This is a genomic window from Yersinia sp. 2545 StPb PI (genome assembly GCF_052217125.1).
Lineage (GTDB): Bacteria > Pseudomonadota > Gammaproteobacteria > Enterobacterales > Enterobacteriaceae > Yersinia > Yersinia enterocolitica_E.
Genome location: NZ_JAZGPY010000001.1, coordinates 2,046,238 through 2,064,591 on the forward strand (window position 1 = coordinate 2,046,238; position 18,354 = coordinate 2,064,591).

Consider the following 18,354-nt stretch of genomic DNA (forward strand, 5'->3'; position numbering starts at 1 on the left):
TGGTAACTAAGCTTTTGTAAAAGTTGTATATGCTCTTCGTACTAATGCAGCATAAAGGATCAAAAGCTTCACTCTATTTGGTGTTTCATCGGATTCAAGAGAGTATCTTGCCCTGACAGTTCCGTCCTTGTTGAAGAATTGTGCTCCTTGTTCTGAAAGAGGCAAATCCCCAGTACCTTCTATTTTATTGATGTGTGAGATCATACTTTCAAGGTAACTATCTTTGATTTCACTCTGCCCTAAATTATGAGCAAAACCATTTCTAAGATCATTTAATGTATCCATTGCTTTAAAAATAGGAGTGGGAAGCCCTAGCTTAAGCGCCAATTTTAATTTATTTGAATAGGTTAGATTGAATCTGACTTTATCCAGTGGTTTCGGATCAAACAGTTCTTTATTACCAACGCTGCTACATATGAAGGCCTCTAAAAACATTTCGCTTAGTAGATGCACTCGTAAGACGCTGCCCAAATTATCATCTGTTTCTGACACAGCGATTATCCCGTCAGCGAAATCAGATCCTTTAAAAAAATCTTTGAGCATCTTTACGTTCATGAAAAAACCTCATTATTAATGAAATGGTGTAAAAATTCGGTTAACAAAGCTCAACCTTAACTTATTGTTAAAAAACTTTTAATATCAATAATCATGTTTATTTCACAGCAGTTTTACGAGGCTGTTGTGAAATGCGCAAGCAAAGCTACCTGCATATCCTGCCTGGTTACCTTAACCGTTATTTGCTGGTGGTTTTTTTATTTAGGAAGGTGGGCGACCGCGAGTAGTTGGAGCTACTAACGGCCATTCATACCCACAGGTTAGGTCATGAGTACGAACCAAGGCCCACTTGCTCTCGAGAGCAGGGTCATAATAGTTGGAACATGCAAAATGACCATAGTAAAAAATCAGAATAAATTAGAGATAGCCTATAAATCACTCAGTTCGTTGATTGTTTACGCAAAAAATGCCAGGACACACTAAGCGGAGCAAGTAGATGAAGTTGCGGCGAGTATTAAACAGTTCGGTTGGACAAATCCAATTCTTATTGATGAGCGGGGTGAGGTAATTGCGGGTCATGGTCGTTTATTGGCAGCGGAACAGTTGGGTATGGAACAAGTTCCTACCATCACACTATCTGGGTTAACGGAGTCTGAGAAAAAAGCCTATCGTCTTGCTGACAATAAATTACCACTGAATGCTGGATGGGATCAGGATCTCTTAACTTTGGAATTAAGTGATTTATTGGCAGAAAATTTTGACCTTGGTCTAACCGGATTTTCGTCTGATGAAATCGATAAAATGTTGAATCTCGATTTCCTGCCTGGTAACGAAGATGATCAGGGAAAGCTCGATCACCTGGACGCCAAACTCTGCCCACACTGTGGGGGTGTCCTATGACTGCACTCACGGTGGATTGGGCGACTCATCAAGCGGCCAGCTTTGCCTGCCTTAACTGGCATTATGCCAAAGCGGTACCAGTGGGAAAATTGGTAAAAGTGGGCGCGTGGGAAGATGGGAAGTTTATTGGTGTCGTTATTTTTAGCCGCGGCGCTAATAACCATATCGGGCAGCCATACAGTTTACAGCAGGATCAAGTTTGCGAACTTACCCGCGTAGCGTTACGCCAGCATATATCGCCAGTTAGTCAGATATTGGCTAAAGCGATTAAATTTCTTGCTGATGTCTGTCCGGGTCTGCGGTTAATCGTCTCCTATGCAGATAAAGACCAAAATCATCATGGCGGAATTTATCAGGCCACCAATTGGATATATGAGGGGTTATTTGGGGCCGGAACGGTGGGTGCATTCATTATCAAGGGTAAGAAAACCCATCCGCGCAGTGTTTCTGCCAAGGGGGTAAAACAAAATCTTGAATCAATTCGCCAGCATTTAGATCCCAACGCCCAAGAGTTTAAAACATCAGGAAAGCATAAATACCTGATGCCTCTCGACAAGAAAATGAAAAAAATCCTGATATCCCGTCATAAACCCTATCCCAAGAGGGCCTGATGATGGATAAGCCGACGCTAGATAAGGTGGAGGCATTGGCAGGGCGTGGATTAACGGAACAGCAGATAGCCGACACACTGGAAATCGACATTGATAATTTAAGAAGAGATAAATCAGCAATCTCACTTTACCGGCTGGCTGTTCGCCGGGGAAAAGCTAAAGGGATAGCGGATATATCCAATTCTCTGTTTATCAAAGCCAAGAAAGGCGACACGCGAGCCATGATTTTCTTGCTGGAGCATTTAAAACCCAAATGTGAGTAAAAAATGAAAAAGCCGGATTGGGAGGCGATAAAGCGCGAATACTGTGCCGGACAACTTTCAATTCGCGCATTAGCTGAAAAGTACGGTGTCAGTGATACCGCAGTACGGAAGAGGGCTAAAGCTGATACTTGGCCTAAGCCCGAAAAGGTTCGCAAAACAGGTTCGCATCATTCCGGTGCGAACCTGCGAACCAAAGATAAAAAATCAATTTCGAAAATTGAAAATATCGAATTGCCTGAAATTGAAAATCAAATTGAAGAAAGCCGCTCTATCGCCAGTAGATACGGGCTTAACGATATGCAGGCGAAATTTGTCAGTGAGTATTTAATTGATTTGGACAAGACGGCGGCATATAAACGGGCCGGATATAAATGCGAGGGATTAACCGGTGCTGCCGCTGCCCGTCGGTTGTATCGCCATGTATCGGTAAACAAGGCCATCCGCGATGCTATGGAAGCCAGAGAAAAACGGACGCATATCACGCAGGATGCCGTTTTAAATTGGTGGTGGGATATTGCCACGGCCAACGCCAACGAAATTTCAGAGTTTCGCCGTTTATGTTGCCGTCACTGCTGGGGGATTGAAAATAAATACCAGTGGATTAACGAGCTGGAATATCAGGAAGAGTCAGAGAAAAGAACCAATAACGGCAAACCTGCACCATTGGATGATGGCGGTTACGGTTTTGACAGCACACTCGATCCCAATCCAGATTGCCCACGTTGTAATGGTGAGGGGCAAGGCAGGGCGCATTTTCATGATTCGCGGGATTTATCTATTTCGGCACGCCGCCTTTATGCTGGTGTTAAGCAAGGTAAGTTTGGCTTAGAGGTCATTACCCGTAATCAGGACGACGCGCTAAAAATGGTCGGTCAGCATTTGGGTATGCTGAAAAATAAAACTGAAATTAGCGGCCCTGATGGTGGTGCCATTAACCAGGTGAATTACACGCCAGAAGATTATGTGAAAGCGCAGCAGATGTTAGAGGGTAAATTGCCGGGGTTGGATTGAAGTCACTAAGAGTAAGAAAAATTGAAACTCAGATTTTTGGGGCTGATTAATAAACTCCCACCCACAATTTTTTCTGGCTGGGAGTTACTGTAAATAAAAGTACAAGAATAAAAAAACCGTAAAATTACTGCTTCTATAGGACAGGCTCAGTTGATTCTGAGAAAACGATTTTATCACATTCCTTGATCACATATGCCGGTATGAAGTCAAAATGAGTAGGGTCTAATTGACAGATAAATTCATTTTCAATGTGGTAGGTTTCGTTGATAAACTTTTGGATAACGGAATTTTTAACATCCATATCGAACAATCTGAAAACCTGAAGTTTTTCATATCCACTTTGGCAACTCCGGTATAAGGCTCTAATATTTTCATCATCGGATAATTCGGCATGAATGCGAGTATAATTAAATGTGTTGATCCGTTCGCTTATTTCGCCGCAGCCTTTAATTACCCGTAGACTATCCATTTCTGGATGCTGGCGGTTCTCATCCTGAGGTTCCCGGCTATCGGTAGGTTTTTCTCTTTTATGGAGGATATTTGATAAAACTTGATAGGCGTCACCTTTGTCATCCAAAATTTCATAATGTCTTCTTAGATAAATAAGTTTAATAATATCATTATATTCTGAATCGGTAACCGACTGGCAGATTTGGGCGAAAGTCTTAATGTCGTTTTCACTAATCTTCTGCTCACAAATTTGATCATTATCGAGTCGTAGGTAGGATGCTGATACTTGATTGCTGAACTGATTTTTGACTGATTTTAATGTGTCAATAATTGGTTCAACGTCATGGGTTAGCATTAATACAGTTTTACCTTTGAGACAGTCTTTCGAATCACGGCGAAATAACATTTCTAGTATCGCGAATTTCTTATTTTTATCAAAGGAGGAGATAGGGTCATCCAATATTATAAGGCCAGGATTTTTTGCAAGACACTCATACATAAATAAAACGATTGCAAATGCGTTTCTTTCACCATAGCTCAAATGTTGGCTTCCACCACTGACGAATTCATCATGATCGACATGCTGAAGTTTTAGCCATGACTGCATACTGTCACCGATAATTTGTACTCTATATCGATATCCAGCATAAGATAGAAAGTTGTTAATATCTTTCTTATGTTTCTCAATTAGTTTTTTTATCTTACTTCTTTGTTGATTAATTTTCCCTTGAAGTTTACCAGCATGAACTATAAGCCCAGTCAGAGAACTATTAATTTTATCAACGGTTTCTTGGGTTTTAGTAGACTGAAGCTCTGTGAAAAAATTAAGGTCTAGGATGTAGGATGCCAATTTTTCTGCAACGTTTTCTCCTTCCTCAAAGTGGAAGCCTGATAACATTTTCAGTGTGTTTAACTTTTTGATAAGGTCATCTGTTTGTGACTTGATAGTGATAATATAAGTTTCATGCTGGTTCTCTAGTCCATTTTCAAGGTTGGTAATTGTTGCAAGATTCTCTCTTGCAGCTTCAGAGAAATACTCACCTAGGCTTTTAACAACATTGATAATTCCAATCAGATTTTTAATGACAGCTTTGTCATATTCTTGACTGACTTTCTGAATTTGCTCTTTCTTCACACTAGCATCTGAAGTGCAGAATGGACAACAATTGTCGGACAATGCGCTAAAATCTTCGTGTCCCTTTGTCTGCCACGAAATCCAGTCAACACTTTTATCACTTTGAATAAATGGTTTGTAAGACTCCAATCCAAGAGGTATATGTTTTATTTTGTTACCGGATGATAGGCCTTTCATGCCAGTTGTAGATTTGGAAAGTCCCGCTTTTGTCAGTTTGAACGCGTCAGCAAGTACTTGAAGATTTGATAATAGGGTTTCAAGGTCAGGATTATCAGTGAATACTTGCCTGATAGTGATAATTATTTCTTCTATTTCGCGTTCTGTCTCTCTGTATGCATCATTTTTTATCAAGATATCAAAGCTATTGCTGACTAGTTCATCAGGTTGAAATGTAAACTGGCTCACGTATTCTTCATTGAAGCACATTACCTGAGACAGGGCTTCAGTACCGGTCACTAAAGGTTGTATATTATCAGGATTGTTGGTTCGAAATTTGAAGGGTAGTAACAGTTGTAAGGATTGTTGATTTTGAGTTTGGCTATATTGTATTGCCCTAGCAATAGTGCTTTTCCCTGTGCCATTGGGCGCAAATTTAATATTTAACTTACCTTCTGAAATGAGTATTTTTGCTTTATCAATGTTATTACAGTAATTAATCTCAACATCCATCATACTTTCCTTTTAATTACAATAAATTATGATTTATATGAAAGTTAACATATTGCTTAAGATAGAAATGCGTCCAAACAGAAGGTTAATTTGCATACAGTAGAATTGTCGGCGAATCTCAAGTATAGAATGACCAAGAGAAAGAGAAGAACCCAAGGTCTGGCACATCTTTGTCCAGAAAAGAGGATATTTAAGCATGACTAGAAAGTGAGATTATTACATTAAGCTGACGTCTTTTCCTTGAGACTCAGTCATTGTGTTAATCAGTTCACAAATTGGCGAAATAAAACCAACCCGCAGGATCACCACATGAGCGATATTCTCGAATGGGAAAATCTGGATTTCCCGTCGCGTGTCGCCCTGAAATCCAGATCGGAAAAATCATTTCTTAATTTCACTCGCATTTGGTTTGAGCTGCTGCAGAGCGATCGATTACTGGTGAACTGGCATCATAAAATGATGGCTTCCAAGCTGGATGATTTGGTCAATAACCGGCTGCAACCGCGCAACCTGATTGTGAACGTGCCGCCAGGCGGGACTAAAACTGAGTTTATTTCGGTACATCTGCCAGCCTATATAAATATGTTGGTGCAGACAGGGCAGTTAAGGCGCTTTCGTAATCTCAATGTGTCGTTTGCTGACACATTGGTAAAACGCAATAGCCGCCGCACCCGCGATATTATTGCCAGTCCTGAGTATCAATCACTGTGGCCTTGTCGCTTTGGTATTAATCAGGCGGAAGAGTGGGAAATCGTTAATAGTCGGGGCCGGATGGTGGGGCAGACGGTTTCACGCTCCAGCGGTGGGCAATTAACCGGTGGTCGTGCGGGTTTCCCCGGCCCTGATTTTTCCGGTTTTGTTGGGTTGGATGATTACAACAAACCCGAAGATATGTTTTCGGCCACCAAACGGGCCAGTGCGAACCGTATCTTAGTGAACACCATCCGCTCACGGCGCGGTGATAAGAGCAAAGAGCATCCAACCCCGTTTGTTTCTATCCAGCAGCGACTTCATACCGACGACGCCACCGGATTTATGTTGTCCGGTAAGATGGGGGTGGATTTTCATCACATCACCATTCCGGCGTTGGTCAGTGAAGAATACATCGATGCATTGCCTGAGCCGTGGCGCTCACAATGCTGGTTCTCGGTTAAAAATAGCGAAAGTGTGGTGGTCGGCGGTGTTCGTTATTGGTCTTACTGGCCGGTAAACGAGTATGTCGGTGATTTGTTGCGTCTGTGGGAAAGCGACGAATACACTTTCATGTCGCAATATATGCAGCGCCCACGCGCACTGACCGGTGGGTTAATCGATACTGATTGGTTTAAACGCTACACCCATTTACCCCCGCTGACTCACCGCGCCGTTTATGTTGATACCAACTCCGGCAAAATTGAAGATTATAACGATTACACCGTCTTTACCCTGGTGGGGATGGGGGTTGATGGCAATCTCTACATTATTGACAGTGTGCGTGGCCGCTGGGACCCGGAGGACTTACTGACCACCGCCCAAGACTTATGGGAGAAATGGCGGCCTTATAACCCGAAACGCCCCGGGCCATTACGCCATATGGGGATTGAGGATAAGCAAGCTGGGCAAGGTCTGATTACCACACTAGTCAAACGTAAAAGTATTCCCATTTTAACTATTCCCCGCGGTTCGGGCCAAAACAAGCTGATCCGCTGCCTGAATACCATTCCGCAAATGAAAACCGGCTGTGTCTATCTTCCTGCACTGATGACTGACGACGGTCAAAAAATTCCGCAGGTTTATTACTGGGATGGCGCGGTGGCTGCATCGACTGATTGGGTGATACCTGCACTGACGGAATGCGCTGATTTCTCAGCGGATGACAGCCATAAAAACGACGACATCCTCGATACAATCATGGATTCGATAGAGATCGAATTAATTGCTGGTGGCAGCATCAGTTATGACAAGTGGGTTTAACGATGAGTGAAACACTGGATTTTGGCGGTAAACCCCGCATTCGCCTGACTGCTGATGGTTTGTCGAATGTAATGACGGGCATGGGTACCGACCGTGACCGGCGTATGTATAGCCGCTTTGTGTATGGCGCGATGCAAGATTTTGCCGAGTTGGAGGCAGCTTATACCGAAAACTGGATTGCCCGTTCGATTATTGATATTCCGGTTGATGATGCCACTCGCGAATGGCGCTCATTTCCGTCAGATGATGCTACCGCACTACGCAATGCTGAAAACCAGTTCAATATTCAAGGGGTCACCCAAGAGTCCTTTAAATGGGCCGGATTGTATGGCGGGGCGGGGGTATTGATGCTGACCGACCAAGACCTGTCTCATGAATTGGAATTAAAGAATATTAAAAAAGGCTCACTTAAGCGCTTGCTGGTACTGGACCGCATGCTGATCAATGGGCAGCAATACAACGTTTCTAACCCACTGGCTGAGAACTTTATGCAGCCGGATTACTACCTGGTAAACGGCGGTCAGCAGAAAATCCATTTCAGCCATTTTGTTCGTGCGCCCGGAGCTGCCTTGCCGATGCGGTTACGCATGATTAACGGTGGTTGGGATGATAGCCGTTTGAGGCGCTGTCTTGAGGATGTGAAAGATGCCGTCGCCGCCAAAGGGGGGATTTCTTCGCTAATTCTGGAAGCCAATATCGACATCATCAGCAAAGAAAATTTAGCCACTGACTTAGCATCTGGCGATATGGATGAAGCCATAGCCAAACGCTACAACACTTTTGGCATGATGAAATCGCTATTTCGGCTGGCGCTGCTGGATTCCAAAGAGAGCTTTGATCGCAAGCAAATCTCATTCGGCGGCTTGGGAGAAGTGTTGGCGGTACTAATGGAGTGGACGGCGGGCGCATCCGGTATTCCGATGACACGCATATTCGGCGTGCAGGCCAAAGGATTAGGGGATTCCGGGCAAGGCGACCAGAACAATTATTTCAGCACCATCAAGGGGGATCAGGAAGCGAAATACCGCCCATTTTTGAAAAAGCTGGATGAGGTGCTGGTGCGTTCGACGCTGGGTACCATGCCCGATGGGTTGGATTTTACCTTTGCGCCACTGTCGCAACCGACCGATAGCGAGATTTCTGCCCAACGACTGGCAGATGCACAGGCCGATGATATTCGCCTTCAGCAAAAAGTAGTATTGCCGTCGCAGGTGGCCCGTAAGCTGATGGAGCAAGGGGTTTATGGTATTCAAGAAGATGACATCACCCGACTTGAAGATGACGAATCAGCCGAACGGCAAGGTGATTATCAATTCCGGCTTGGCAACACTCCAGGCGATGATAAAAAACCAGCCGACGCGCCGGAGGGCACAACTCAGGCCAGTTAAACAGACAGATGAAACCGAACGTTATTATCGTGCTCAGTTACGTGAAATGGTTCGGTTGATGGCGCAGTCGATAGATGAAGTATTAACACCGGTTCTACGCCGTAATTACACCGCCGACAGTTATCTGGTCGATATCATCAAAGAGTCAATCAGACAGGCCGCCGACAAGTTTAATCGCACTGTGATGGGAGGTCAGGCAGACCGATTAGCCCAGCGAGTGGTGAGTCGCGCAGAATCTGAAAGTTCTGCGGCATTCGTTGAACAAATTAATCGCGCTATCGGTATCGATATGACCTCACTTATGGTCAATGAGTCATTAGTGGATTATTTCGATGCCTCGGTCGAAAGTAATGTCGCATTGATAAAATCACTGTCCTCAGATTATTTCGATGATATTCAGCGGGAAGTGATGGACAGCATCATGCGAGGTGACTCACTCACGACGATGGTCAGAAATATCCAGCAAGTGACCGGAGCCAGCTATCAGCGTGCGCATCTTATTTCCCGCGACCAAACCGCCAAAATCCGCAGTGATATTACTCACACTCGGCAGGTAGGCGCGGGAATTAACCGTTTTCGTTGGTCTACCTCGCAAGATGTACGTGTCTCCGGTAATCCCGCCGGTAAGTACCCTCGAGCCAAAATCAAATGCTTTGAAATTTCCCGTAGCGATGTGGGTTATGGCGCGGGGATTTATCTTTGGTCGCGGGGGGCGACTTATAACGGTGAAAGCGGACTATTCCCCGGCAGAGCCCATATTGGTTGCCGCTGCCATGCCATTCCCCAAATCAAGGGGCTTGATTACTAACAGGATATATTATGCGGATCACCGTTCGTGACCGCGTGTCCTTTCCCATTAATTCCCAACGAGAAATTACCCCTGAGGGCTATTTAAAAGTCCCCGGGCGGGTTGCTCGCGTCGGTGTGCAGCAATATCTCGCCTCTGAACTGGGATTAAAAGACAGGTCACCCGGTCAAATCGTCAATGTGTACCGGCCACCGACTGAGGTGTTTGATCCAGTCAGTCTGGCCAGTTATGACAATAAAGACGTCACCATTGATCACCCTGATGATTTGGTGAATGCCCAAACTTTTAAGCAGGTTACCGCAGGGCATGCCATTTCGCCGGGGCGACAAGATGTTGATGACCCTGATTATGTGGTGGTCGATCTGCTGATTAAAGATCAGTACGCCATTGATGCCATCAACCAAAATAAAGAGGAATTGTCAGCCGGTTACACCTCTGAATACCGTTATGCCCCCGGTATCGCGCCCTGTGGTACTGCCTACGAATTTATTCAATGCACCATCACCATCAACCATATCGCGCTGTGTGATCAGGCCAGAGCCGGACACCTGGCGCGGTTATTTGACCGTAACCCCAAGGGAGTAACCCCCATGTATAAAGTTGTGCTGGATTCCGGCGCGCGCGTAGAGGTGGCTGACGAAGCGACCCAGCAGCTGATCCAATCATCGATGGATGCGCTAAAAAAACGTGTCAGCGACGCAGAGGAAGGGCAGGAAAAAGCCGAAGCCGCTAAGGATGAAGCTGAACAGAAAAAAGAGGAGGCCGAAGCCAAAGCCGATGCCAAAGATGAAGAAATCGAGGCATTAAAAGAAAAATCGTCTGAGGATGCGATTTCGAAGCGGCTAGCTGATGTGGTGGCAGCGCGTGACTCTGCTATCAAAATTGCCGGTGCAGAATTTAGCTGTGACGCGGTAGACCCGCTAAAAATCAAACGTGCTGCGCTGGACAGTGCCGGAATCAAATGCCGCAAATACCCCTCTTGGGATAAAGCGCCAGATGCTTATGTATCCGCTTATTTCGACGCAGAAGAAGAGCGCCGAGAAAACGAGGATGACGATGACCCTGATGATAAAAACGAGGTTAATGACTCCATCATCAATTTGGGCCGCGATATGAAGAAAGTCAAAACCGGCGATGCACAGACTACCCGTGATAGCGTGCGCCAAAGCTGGCTGGACAAACGTTATGGCAAACAAACGGAGAATAAATAATGGCGATTGCTCAGAGTGAATTCACCAAATGGCGCGGTAAAGCCTACGAGGGCCAAATTTCAACCACGGATGTCTGTGAAGTGGTCTCACGTCGAGTGGAAACCAAAATGGTGTCCTTTGGTCGGGCAGTGATCCGTGGGGTGGGCGCGCGTTCTTGTGCACCTGTCACGCAGACCACTACCGCCGCACAGATTATCGGTTTTACCGTGCGTTCGATGGCGGTATTCAGCAATAGCGTGCCCACTAATCCCCCAGATTATGAAGTGGGTTATGAGGTCGATCATGTGGCGTCGTTACTGCGTCGTGGGCCGATGTTTGCCTTGTGTGTCGATGGTGCCAGCGCAGGCGAAACCGTAACAGTCATTACAGCCGTAGGGGTGAATCAGGGCCGGTTAACCGCAGGCGGTACCGGAGTTGAATTAGATTTTGTCCGCTGGGTTGATGATGTAGTGGCCGGTGAAGTGGGTGAAATTCGCGTTGATGGCATTCTGGCATCTACACCTGCAGCTGCTGGCGGCGAGTAAAATTAAAGGAACATATTCATGAAACGAAGTGTATTTGACGTCAGCCCAGTATCGGCGCTCTCTTTTCTGGTGCAACAAGCTGCGCATATTGAATCGGAAATTTACCGACTGGAATATCCGCAGTTTAAGTACAGCACATTGCTACCACTGGATAACAGTGCGCCAGACTGGGTAAAAGTGGTGGCGTTCCGCTCGATTGATGCCCGTGGTGAGTTACAGATATTTGGCCCGAACTCGACTGACGTGCCGACGGTGGATATCGCCATGAATCAGGGCTTCCATGAGATCAAAACCGCCGCACTGGGTTACACCTATTCCATTGAGGAAATCGGTTTTGCCATGCTCAATAACGTCAATTTGGATGCGGAGCGCGGTCAGGCGGTGCGAGATGTGGTTGAACAAGGTCTGAATAAGATTTACTTGCTCGGTCACAGTGATATTGGCGAGGGGCTATATACCAGTTCCAATGTGGGTGTTGAGGCGGCTCCGGCGACCTTAGCCGAGTTGGTGGCTGCTATCCCTACCAAGGGTACCCAACCGATCATTGATTTCTTTGGTGCTGCTTATAACCAGGTGTACCTGAAGAATACCGTCACGGTTCACCGCCCTAATGGTTTTGTTCTGCCATCGGAACAACATCAATTATTGATGCGCACCTTGCTCTCCACCCATAACGCTTCAAATGTCACCTTGCTGGAATTCCTGCGGACCAACTTCAAAGATATGGATTTTGATGATGATGTCTTGCTGGCTGGAGCCGGTGCAGCGAAGAAAGATCGCCTGATGGTGTACAAAAAAGATATGCGAGTGGTGAAAGGCCACGATGTGATGCCATTGCGCTTCCTCGCACCAGCCACACCAGACAACGTTAATTTCAAAGTACCAGCCATTTTACGCACTGGCGGTACGGAATGGCGTATTCCTAAAGCGGCTCACTATGTAGATGGGGTTTAATCATGTTTGAATTAACTAACTTGCATACTTCACCGCTGACGGTCACTGATGATAAAACCGACCAACGCATCACGATTGCTGTCGGCCATTCTGCGGTGGTGAATGGCGATTTTACCCGTCACTTATTTACTCAGGCAGGCATGATGCGCGCCGAACAATTCGATGAGCCACTTAATGAGCATGGTGATGATAATGGGCTGGATATCACCGCGGTGCGTGATGAATATGAAGCCTTGTTTGGTAAAAAAGCCCCCTCGGCAGCTAAAGCGCCAACCTTGCAAAAGGCGATTGATAGCAAAAAAGCCGAGTTGGGGCAGAGCGATACCACCGAGCCGGAAACCCCAGCGGATGATACCGATAACATTGATAACCCGTCCGCGTGACGGGTTTTTGCTTTAGGGGGCAATGTGGATATTACTGCGCAAATTGTGGCTGACTTTCGCGAGTATTACTCGGAGTTCAGCGATACCACCTTATGGGCTGAGCGCGAAGTGATTCAGGCATTGGAGGAGGGCGACTCGGAAACCGGCCAACGTTGGCTGAAATATCATGCCCGCCCGGCATCAATCAAAAAACGTGGCCTGTTTGCCTTTGCTGCCCACCGGTTGGTGATGCGTAAAAGGGCTATCAGTGGTGATGTTGGGGCGGCTTATGCCATCTCATCAAAATCGGTCGGTGATGAATCCACCTCTTTTGCGGTTCCGGCGGTGACTGCTGACGATCTCAATATCAATGGTGATTTACCACTGACCACCTACGGGGTGGAGTTCCTGCGCTTGCGCCGCCGAGCCGGTACCGGGGCCATGATGGTATGAAACTTCGGGTCGAAGTACGGGGCGGGACAAAACTGGCGCAGAAATTGCGCCAGATCCATCAACGGGTAACTGCCAAACGTCGGGTGCTGGTGGGGCTGCCCGAGGGGGCTGGGGTGTATGAAGATGGTGCACCTATCGTGGTAATTGGGGCAGTACAGGAATTTGGCTCTGCGGATGGGCGTATTCCTGAGCGCTCATTTCTGCGCGTTCCGTTGCGACAAAATCAGGACAACATCAAAAAAGCCTTTCGTGTGCTGACGGCACAGGTCACCCGCGGCGAAATCACGGCATTTCAAATGCTGGATCAGATTGGTCTGCGTGCGGTGGGTTATTGCCAGGAGGCGATAGAAGCCGGTATTCAACCAGGTAATGCGGATGCCACAATTGCCGCTAAAGGTTCCGCAACCCCGCTGGTTAACCACGGTACGCTAAAAGGCGCAATCACTCACGTCGTGGAGGATTAATCATGTTCGGTAATGGTCTGGATATGCATGGGCATATTGATACCACCTTTAATTCGCCTATTGAAGGCGGTATTCGGTTGATTCGACCGACTGCCGGTGACTATAGCGGCCGCGGTGGTATTTGGCAGCAAGGAGAACCGCAGGTTACCGAATTGCAGAAGGTGAATGTGCAGTCAGCAAAATGGAAAGATATTCAAATGCTGATCGGCATGGGCGGCACGGCTAACCCGCAGGATCTGCGAGTGGTACACATCAACGATGGTGTGCATTATCTTTGGCCCGATGATGAGGGGAAATTTAGCGATTTACTGGAATTCAGCGACGGGCTGGCAATGCGACAATGGCGGGTGGTGGCTTGCGATAACCGGCCTTGGCGTAGCTTTTGCCGTGCATTGGTTGAACGTTATCGAGGTGCGGGCTGATGGAAACCATTGAAGAGATGTATCCGGTATTTCAGCAACTCATTTCACTCGCCGCTGCAGTCCCCCTCGAACGTGTTGTATTAGCCGATCAAGGCCGTAACCCACCAATCGGTAATAGCTTATATGCCACTTATAACCCGGTGCCGATTCGGGCCTATGGGCAAACGCGGCGCAAGCGCGAATTTATCCCGGCCATTGCTGAAACTGATCCGGCGCTAGGGGAGGAGTGGCAAGACTTGCAAGAAACAGCCTGTACATCAATGGAGTTTTTGCTGTCGGTGAATTTGCTCAATAGCGGGGCGGCAACCGCCGCTATGCATTTAGCTAACGCCAATTTCGTGACGCCAGTCAGTGACTATCTGTTCCGCCATAAAATCGCCTGGCGTTTCTCCAGCAATTTCCGAAATCTTACCGGATTGTTACAAGCCGGACTACAGCCGCGCTATCAGGCTGACATCCATCTATTCATCGAAAAAACCGCATCCTACGCGCTATTACGTGCCGCAGGGTTTGACATTCAAATTAGAGAAAGAGACTGCTCTTATGGCTTATCCGGTTGATAATATTATCCCCGTCAATCTTATTCTGACGGCGGCAGGGTTGGGCTACGGTGATTTTTCCAGTGCACTCACTTTTGCTGATCCGTCAGATTTAGTTGATGGGGGCGAGTTTGCTGCAGATTCATTCCGTGACTATGCATCATTGCCAGAACTTGGCGCTGATTTCCAAACTGACAGTTCGATTTATTACATTGCCACCCGCTACTTTGCGCAAATTCCCAAGCCGCCACAAATTACCGTCTGGATGAAAAACGAAGAAAATTCACTGTTGGAAATTGTGAATAGCGCCACTGATCGTATTTGGCGTTATCACTACTTCTTTAAAGCCAGCGATTTAACCAGCAATGACATTATTCTCCAGCTGGCCGATTGGTCTGATGCTAATAGCCATCCGGTCTGGTGGACATTTAGCGCTAACGACATTGCTGACCAGAACAAGATGGAGGATGTGGTGTCACTGCTGAAAAGTAAAGGTAACCGCCATGTATTTGCAGGCTATAAAACCGCTGAATCCGTCACTACTGACCCGACCCAAGCCTATGCCATGGTGCAACTGGCGGCGGCGTTCCATAAGTTCAGGCCAACAGGGCTAAATACCGCCATTACCGGCGAGTATCAGGTGTTACCGGGTGTGATGGGCGATGATATGGCTACCAGTGCTTACAATGCCTTAAAAGCCAAAAACGCGGTGTTTTTTACCAAAATTGAACTAGCCGGGCAAATTGATAACAGCCGGGTGATCAACAGTAAATCAATGTCGTCTTATGGCGAGTTTATCGATGATGTGGTCAATCTGGATGTGTTGAAAAACCATATTCAGGTGGATGGCTACAACTACATTGCCAATGTCGGCACCAAGCGCGCACTGACACCACGCGACTATGACGGGTTACTGTCTACGGTTGCCACTACCTGCAAACGCTTTTTCAATAACGGGGTGCTCGGTACCGGCTCTTATGTTGATCCTGACGATGGCGTCACGAAAGTGGCTGATTTTGGTTTTGTCATTCGTTCGCGTCCTGAGGATGTCCTTGCGCTGACCTCAGACCAACGCAAAAAGCGCGTTTACCCGTTAACCACCCTGTTAGTGATTTTAGGCCGTGCCGGTCATATCGCTGAAATCAATGCCACCGTGGAGTAATCCCTTATGACCATGCACAGATACGGCGCTGATGGCTCTAATCTCACCGTCTTTGGTATCCCGATTGATGATTTTGGTGATACCGACCCACCGATCACCATTGAAGATTTAGAACCCCGCGCCGCGCTAAAACGCGGTATCGGCGGCACGTCAGTACGGCTGGACAATAAAACCCGCGCCAAACGGTTGACCATCAACCTGATCCCTGGCTCGGTGCAGGCGCGCCAGTTATTGGCGCTGGAAAAATCCGGTATTGATGCCACCTTTACCTTTTCACAGACCGGCACCGATGAACGCTTTGCCGGGTTCGACGGCATCATGACTAACCGTGGCTCAGCTACTCGAGCCGGAAAAAGCGGCGTGTCTGATGAACAATTTATTTTTGAATTTGCTGACTCAGAGGAAACCTAATTATGGGGCGTCAAATTGAAGTTGTGATCGGTGACACCCTTTTTCGCGGGGCAACATCACCGGCCAGAGATCAGGTGGAAATGCTGCAAATTGCCGCTAAGTCTGGTTTGTTACCAGCGATCAATCCCAATGTTACGGCAATGGGGATGGCCGCCAGTTTGGCTTCTGTCGATATGATGAGCTTAAACCGCTTGAAAGAGCTGTGTTTTAACAGCGGTAGCATCGTTCGCCAATCCGATAACATCCCGGTGGGCGAAAACCTGTTCCAAGATGAGGCCCATAATTACCTGGTATTGCTGGGACAGGTACTGAGGGAAAATATCGGCCCTTTTTGGCAACTCAGCGGCGAGGGAAAAAGCGCGGAAAACAATCCGCAGCACCCTCCCGCGTAGACTGGTTTTTATGGCGACCTTGCGCCGGTGCCGGGCAACACTGCCCGCCACTGGCAAGGTGGTCTGATATGTTGGATGGCACTTACACCATTGATGATGTGCAACTGATGCATGATGTGCTGGATGAGATTGCGGCGGTGGTGGAAAGGGGAAAAGCATAAACAATCAACGCTATGAGGGTTTAGCTTAATAGTAACCGATGAACTATTAGATATATTTTGATACAATTCTTGTATCTTTTTATTTGATGGAATGGACCCGATGATTTGGGGATTGGTTGCTGTCTGTGCCGTTTTATCCATTGTTGTATTGATACTTTTATACGTTAGAAATAAGGAAAAAAAGCAATATGGAGCAAATATCGAAAGATATAGCAAAATAGTTGATATAGAAAAAGAGGCTGAGAGATTGCGAAAAGAACTTGATAGTGAAGAAAAAGAACGCAGAAAAACTCTAGAGCTAGAAGAAAAAACCGCGAAAGAATCTATCGATAATGAAGTAAAAGAAAAACTAAATGAAATCGAAAGAAAGGAAAACGAATCAGAGCGGCAGCTTTCTGAACAACGGCGCGAACTTATTTTGTTAAAAGAAGAGTATAGAGAAAAAAGAGCACGGCTTTTAGAGTTAACAGAAAAACTTTCTCAGGTTAGTGATGATGCTGATATGGTTGAGTTTGGCATTTATAAACCTCGTTTCGATTACCATGACTCGGTAGCCTTCCAAGAAGCAATAACACGCAATAAAGAGCGCCAAAAGGCACTTATACGTCAAGATGCAGCTTGTGACTCTGATACTAATTGGACGGTGAATGGAAGTAAGGCTGAAGGCGGAAAAATGATTAAACGCTATGTCAAATTGCTGACAAGAGCGTTTAACAGCGAATGTGATGCAGCTATAGCTAAGGTAAAATCTGGAAATATTGCTCAGTTACATAAGAGAATTGAAACTGCTTTCGATGCGTTGAATAAGTTCGGTCATTCTATGAATATCAGTATAACTCGCAACTATCTTAATCTTCGACTGGAAGAGCTTACTCTATGTCATGAGAAAGAGCTTAAGCTACAAAAAGAAAGGGAGATTTTGAGGGAGGATCGAGAGCTTCAACGAGAGGAAGAAAAGGCCCAGCGTGAATATGACAAAGCGATAAAAGAAGAATTGAAAGCCGAACGGGACTTCGAAAAAGCAATGGAACGGGCGCGTAAAGAGTTAGATAAAGCCAACCAAGAGCAGAAAGAACAGATTGAAGCTAGAATTTCTGAACTAGAGTCTCAACTCGAAGAGGCTCGTGCTTTGTCTGAACGAGCTAAATCACAGGCACAATTAACTAGAAGTGGGCACGTATATGTAATTTCAAATATTGGAGCTTTTGGGGAGGATATTTATAAAATCGGCTTAACTCGCAGATTAGAACCAGAAGATCGTGTAAATGAACTTGGTTCGGCTTCTGTTCCATTTAAATATGACATACACGCACTAATTTACTCTGTTGATGCCCCTTCTCTCGAGACCAGTCTTCACCAACAGTTTTCGAAACGGCGTATTAACTTGGTTAATAATCGAAAAGAGTTCTTCCGCGTTCCGTTATCTGATATTGAAAGTAAAGTTCGCGAACTCGGTTATGATGCATCATTTGATGAGTTTGCTAGGGCTCCAGAGTACAGGGAATCTCAAGCTATTATTGCGGCTAGAGCTAACGAAAAGATAAAATCAGAGACTGTTACGTCTAGAGTCGAAGAAGAATTTCCTGAGATGATCTAATGTGATTTTATAGGGGCAA

General features: G+C 46.3%; 20 protein-coding genes and 1 pseudogene. 19 read left to right on the top strand and 2 right to left on the bottom strand.

Annotation, left to right across the window (positions count from 1 at the left end; genetic code table 11):
• Window positions 1-6 precede the first annotated feature (6 nt).
• On the bottom strand, window positions 7-555 hold the full coding sequence (locus tag V1955_RS09455) for a hypothetical protein (RefSeq protein ID WP_050916796.1): 549 nt from the start codon (window positions 553-555) through the stop codon (window positions 7-9).
• A 330-nt stretch (window positions 556-885) separates the two neighbouring features.
• On the opposite strand from V1955_RS09455, the pseudogene V1955_RS09460 reads away from it, so the two are divergent.
• From V1955_RS09460 to V1955_RS09475, 4 genes and pseudogenes are all read left to right on the top strand, one after another.
• Window positions 886-1,338 (top strand): annotated as a pseudogene (locus V1955_RS09460) (ParB/Srx family N-terminal domain-containing protein); the annotation flags it as partial.
• 53 nt (window positions 1,339-1,391) lie between these two features.
• Window positions 1,392-2,006, top strand: coding sequence for a Mom family adenine methylcarbamoylation protein (locus V1955_RS09465; RefSeq protein WP_050535615.1), 615 nt, complete (start codon window positions 1,392-1,394; stop codon window positions 2,004-2,006).
• Window positions 2,006-2,269 carry a hypothetical protein gene (locus tag V1955_RS09470; protein ID WP_253276662.1) on the top strand — a complete coding sequence of 88 codons (264 nt, stop codon included), beginning with the start codon at window positions 2,006-2,008 and terminating at the stop codon, window positions 2,267-2,269. Before V1955_RS09465 ends, V1955_RS09470 begins: the two co-directional genes overlap by 1 nt.
• Before the next feature lie 3 nt (window positions 2,270-2,272).
• Window positions 2,273-3,280 carry a terminase small subunit gene (locus V1955_RS09475; RefSeq protein WP_050941908.1) on the top strand — a complete coding sequence of 336 codons (1,008 nt, stop codon included), beginning with the start codon at window positions 2,273-2,275 and terminating at the stop codon, window positions 3,278-3,280.
• Between the two features lie 133 nt (window positions 3,281-3,413).
• Here the strand turns inward: V1955_RS09475 and V1955_RS09480 are convergent, their stop codons facing one another.
• Window positions 3,414-5,534 (bottom strand): AAA family ATPase, encoded by a 2,121-nt coding sequence (locus V1955_RS09480; RefSeq protein ID WP_050941909.1) that lies wholly within the window; start codon window positions 5,532-5,534, stop codon window positions 3,414-3,416.
• 309 nt (window positions 5,535-5,843) lie between these two features.
• On the opposite strand from V1955_RS09480, the gene terL reads away from it, so the two are divergent.
• From terL to V1955_RS09555, 15 genes are all read left to right on the top strand, one after another.
• On the top strand, window positions 5,844-7,487 hold the full coding sequence (terL, locus tag V1955_RS09485) for a phage terminase large subunit (RefSeq protein WP_442820825.1): 1,644 nt from the start codon (window positions 5,844-5,846) through the stop codon (window positions 7,485-7,487).
• A 2-nt stretch (window positions 7,488-7,489) separates the two neighbouring features.
• A complete protein-coding gene (locus tag V1955_RS09490; RefSeq protein WP_050127484.1) occupies window positions 7,490-8,875 on the top strand; it encodes a DUF1073 domain-containing protein in 1,386 nt (461 codons plus the stop codon).
• A 58-nt stretch (window positions 8,876-8,933) separates the two neighbouring features.
• Window positions 8,934-9,683: a phage minor head protein gene (locus tag V1955_RS09495; protein ID WP_050883109.1), complete on the top strand. Its 750-nt coding sequence runs from the start codon at window positions 8,934-8,936 to the stop codon at window positions 9,681-9,683.
• Between the two features lie 11 nt (window positions 9,684-9,694).
• A complete protein-coding gene (locus tag V1955_RS09500) occupies window positions 9,695-10,894 on the top strand; it encodes a DUF2213 domain-containing protein (RefSeq protein ID WP_050883102.1) in 1,200 nt (399 codons plus the stop codon).
• On the top strand, window positions 10,894-11,418 hold the full coding sequence (locus V1955_RS09505) for a structural cement protein Gp24 (RefSeq protein WP_025378623.1): 525 nt from the start codon (window positions 10,894-10,896) through the stop codon (window positions 11,416-11,418). The genes V1955_RS09500 and V1955_RS09505 overlap by 1 nt, the downstream gene beginning before the upstream one ends.
• An 18-nt stretch (window positions 11,419-11,436) precedes the next feature.
• Window positions 11,437-12,372, top strand: coding sequence for a DUF2184 domain-containing protein (locus V1955_RS09510; RefSeq protein ID WP_050094899.1), 936 nt, complete (start codon window positions 11,437-11,439; stop codon window positions 12,370-12,372).
• 2 nt (window positions 12,373-12,374) lie between these two features.
• A complete protein-coding gene (locus tag V1955_RS09515; protein ID WP_442820826.1) occupies window positions 12,375-12,755 on the top strand; it encodes a hypothetical protein in 381 nt (126 codons plus the stop codon).
• A 24-nt stretch (window positions 12,756-12,779) separates the two neighbouring features.
• Entirely contained in the window at window positions 12,780-13,187 is a 408-nt protein-coding gene (locus V1955_RS09520; RefSeq protein WP_408567864.1) for a DUF4054 domain-containing protein, read from the top strand.
• Window positions 13,184-13,651, top strand: coding sequence for a hypothetical protein (locus V1955_RS09525; protein ID WP_442820827.1), 468 nt, complete (start codon window positions 13,184-13,186; stop codon window positions 13,649-13,651). The genes V1955_RS09520 and V1955_RS09525 overlap by 4 nt, the downstream gene beginning before the upstream one ends.
• A gap of 2 nt (window positions 13,652-13,653) precedes the next feature.
• On the top strand, window positions 13,654-14,073 hold the full coding sequence (locus tag V1955_RS09530) for a hypothetical protein (protein ID WP_025378482.1): 420 nt from the start codon (window positions 13,654-13,656) through the stop codon (window positions 14,071-14,073).
• Window positions 14,073-14,633, top strand: a complete 561-nt coding sequence (locus tag V1955_RS09535) for a phage neck terminator protein (RefSeq protein WP_025378481.1) — start codon at window positions 14,073-14,075, stop codon at window positions 14,631-14,633. Before V1955_RS09530 ends, V1955_RS09535 begins: the two co-directional genes overlap by 1 nt.
• Entirely contained in the window at window positions 14,617-15,774 is a 1,158-nt protein-coding gene (locus V1955_RS09540; RefSeq protein WP_442820828.1) for a DUF3383 family protein, read from the top strand. The genes V1955_RS09535 and V1955_RS09540 overlap by 17 nt, the downstream gene beginning before the upstream one ends.
• Window positions 15,775-15,780: 6 nt before the next feature.
• A complete protein-coding gene (locus V1955_RS09545; RefSeq protein ID WP_050321619.1) occupies window positions 15,781-16,185 on the top strand; it encodes a hypothetical protein in 405 nt (134 codons plus the stop codon).
• Window positions 16,186-16,187: 2 nt separating this feature from the next.
• Complete coding sequence (locus V1955_RS09550) at window positions 16,188-16,577, top strand: hypothetical protein (protein ID WP_050291215.1); 390 nt, start codon at window positions 16,188-16,190, stop codon at window positions 16,575-16,577.
• Window positions 16,578-16,838: 261 nt separating this feature from the next.
• Window positions 16,839-18,335, top strand: coding sequence for a DUF4041 domain-containing protein (locus tag V1955_RS09555; RefSeq protein WP_050135352.1), 1,497 nt, complete (start codon window positions 16,839-16,841; stop codon window positions 18,333-18,335).
• Window positions 18,336-18,354: the final 19 nt, after the last annotated feature.

Bases quoted from the DNA above. Each gene is read 5' to 3' on its own strand.
- V1955_RS09530 (WP_025378482.1), top strand. From the start codon at position 13,654: ATGTTCGGTAATGGTCTGGATATGCATGGGCATATTGATACCACCTTT.
- V1955_RS09555 (WP_050135352.1), top strand. From the start codon at position 16,839: ATGATTTGGGGATTGGTTGCTGTCTGTGCCGTTTTATCCATTGTTGTA.
- V1955_RS09480 (WP_050941909.1), bottom strand. From the start codon at position 5,534: ATGGATGTTGAGATTAATTACTGTAATAACATTGATAAAGCAAAAATA.
- terL (WP_442820825.1), top strand. From the start codon at position 5,844: ATGAGCGATATTCTCGAATGGGAAAATCTGGATTTCCCGTCGCGTGTC.
- V1955_RS09535 (WP_025378481.1), top strand. From the start codon at position 14,073: ATGGAAACCATTGAAGAGATGTATCCGGTATTTCAGCAACTCATTTCA.
- V1955_RS09500 (WP_050883102.1), top strand. From the start codon at position 9,695: ATGCGGATCACCGTTCGTGACCGCGTGTCCTTTCCCATTAATTCCCAA.
- V1955_RS09550 (WP_050291215.1), top strand. From the start codon at position 16,188: ATGGGGCGTCAAATTGAAGTTGTGATCGGTGACACCCTTTTTCGCGGG.
- V1955_RS09470 (WP_253276662.1), top strand. From the start codon at position 2,006: ATGATGGATAAGCCGACGCTAGATAAGGTGGAGGCATTGGCAGGGCGT.
- V1955_RS09525 (WP_442820827.1), top strand. From the start codon at position 13,184: ATGAAACTTCGGGTCGAAGTACGGGGCGGGACAAAACTGGCGCAGAAA.
- V1955_RS09475 (WP_050941908.1), top strand. From the start codon at position 2,273: ATGAAAAAGCCGGATTGGGAGGCGATAAAGCGCGAATACTGTGCCGGA.
- V1955_RS09465 (WP_050535615.1), top strand. From the start codon at position 1,392: ATGACTGCACTCACGGTGGATTGGGCGACTCATCAAGCGGCCAGCTTT.
- V1955_RS09515 (WP_442820826.1), top strand. From the start codon at position 12,375: ATGTTTGAATTAACTAACTTGCATACTTCACCGCTGACGGTCACTGAT.
- V1955_RS09495 (WP_050883109.1), top strand. From the start codon at position 8,934: ATGGCGCAGTCGATAGATGAAGTATTAACACCGGTTCTACGCCGTAAT.
- V1955_RS09490 (WP_050127484.1), top strand. From the start codon at position 7,490: ATGAGTGAAACACTGGATTTTGGCGGTAAACCCCGCATTCGCCTGACT.
- V1955_RS09540 (WP_442820828.1), top strand. From the start codon at position 14,617: ATGGCTTATCCGGTTGATAATATTATCCCCGTCAATCTTATTCTGACG.
- V1955_RS09510 (WP_050094899.1), top strand. From the start codon at position 11,437: ATGAAACGAAGTGTATTTGACGTCAGCCCAGTATCGGCGCTCTCTTTT.
- V1955_RS09505 (WP_025378623.1), top strand. From the start codon at position 10,894: ATGGCGATTGCTCAGAGTGAATTCACCAAATGGCGCGGTAAAGCCTAC.
- V1955_RS09545 (WP_050321619.1), top strand. From the start codon at position 15,781: ATGACCATGCACAGATACGGCGCTGATGGCTCTAATCTCACCGTCTTT.
- V1955_RS09455 (WP_050916796.1), bottom strand. From the start codon at position 555: ATGAACGTAAAGATGCTCAAAGATTTTTTTAAAGGATCTGATTTCGCT.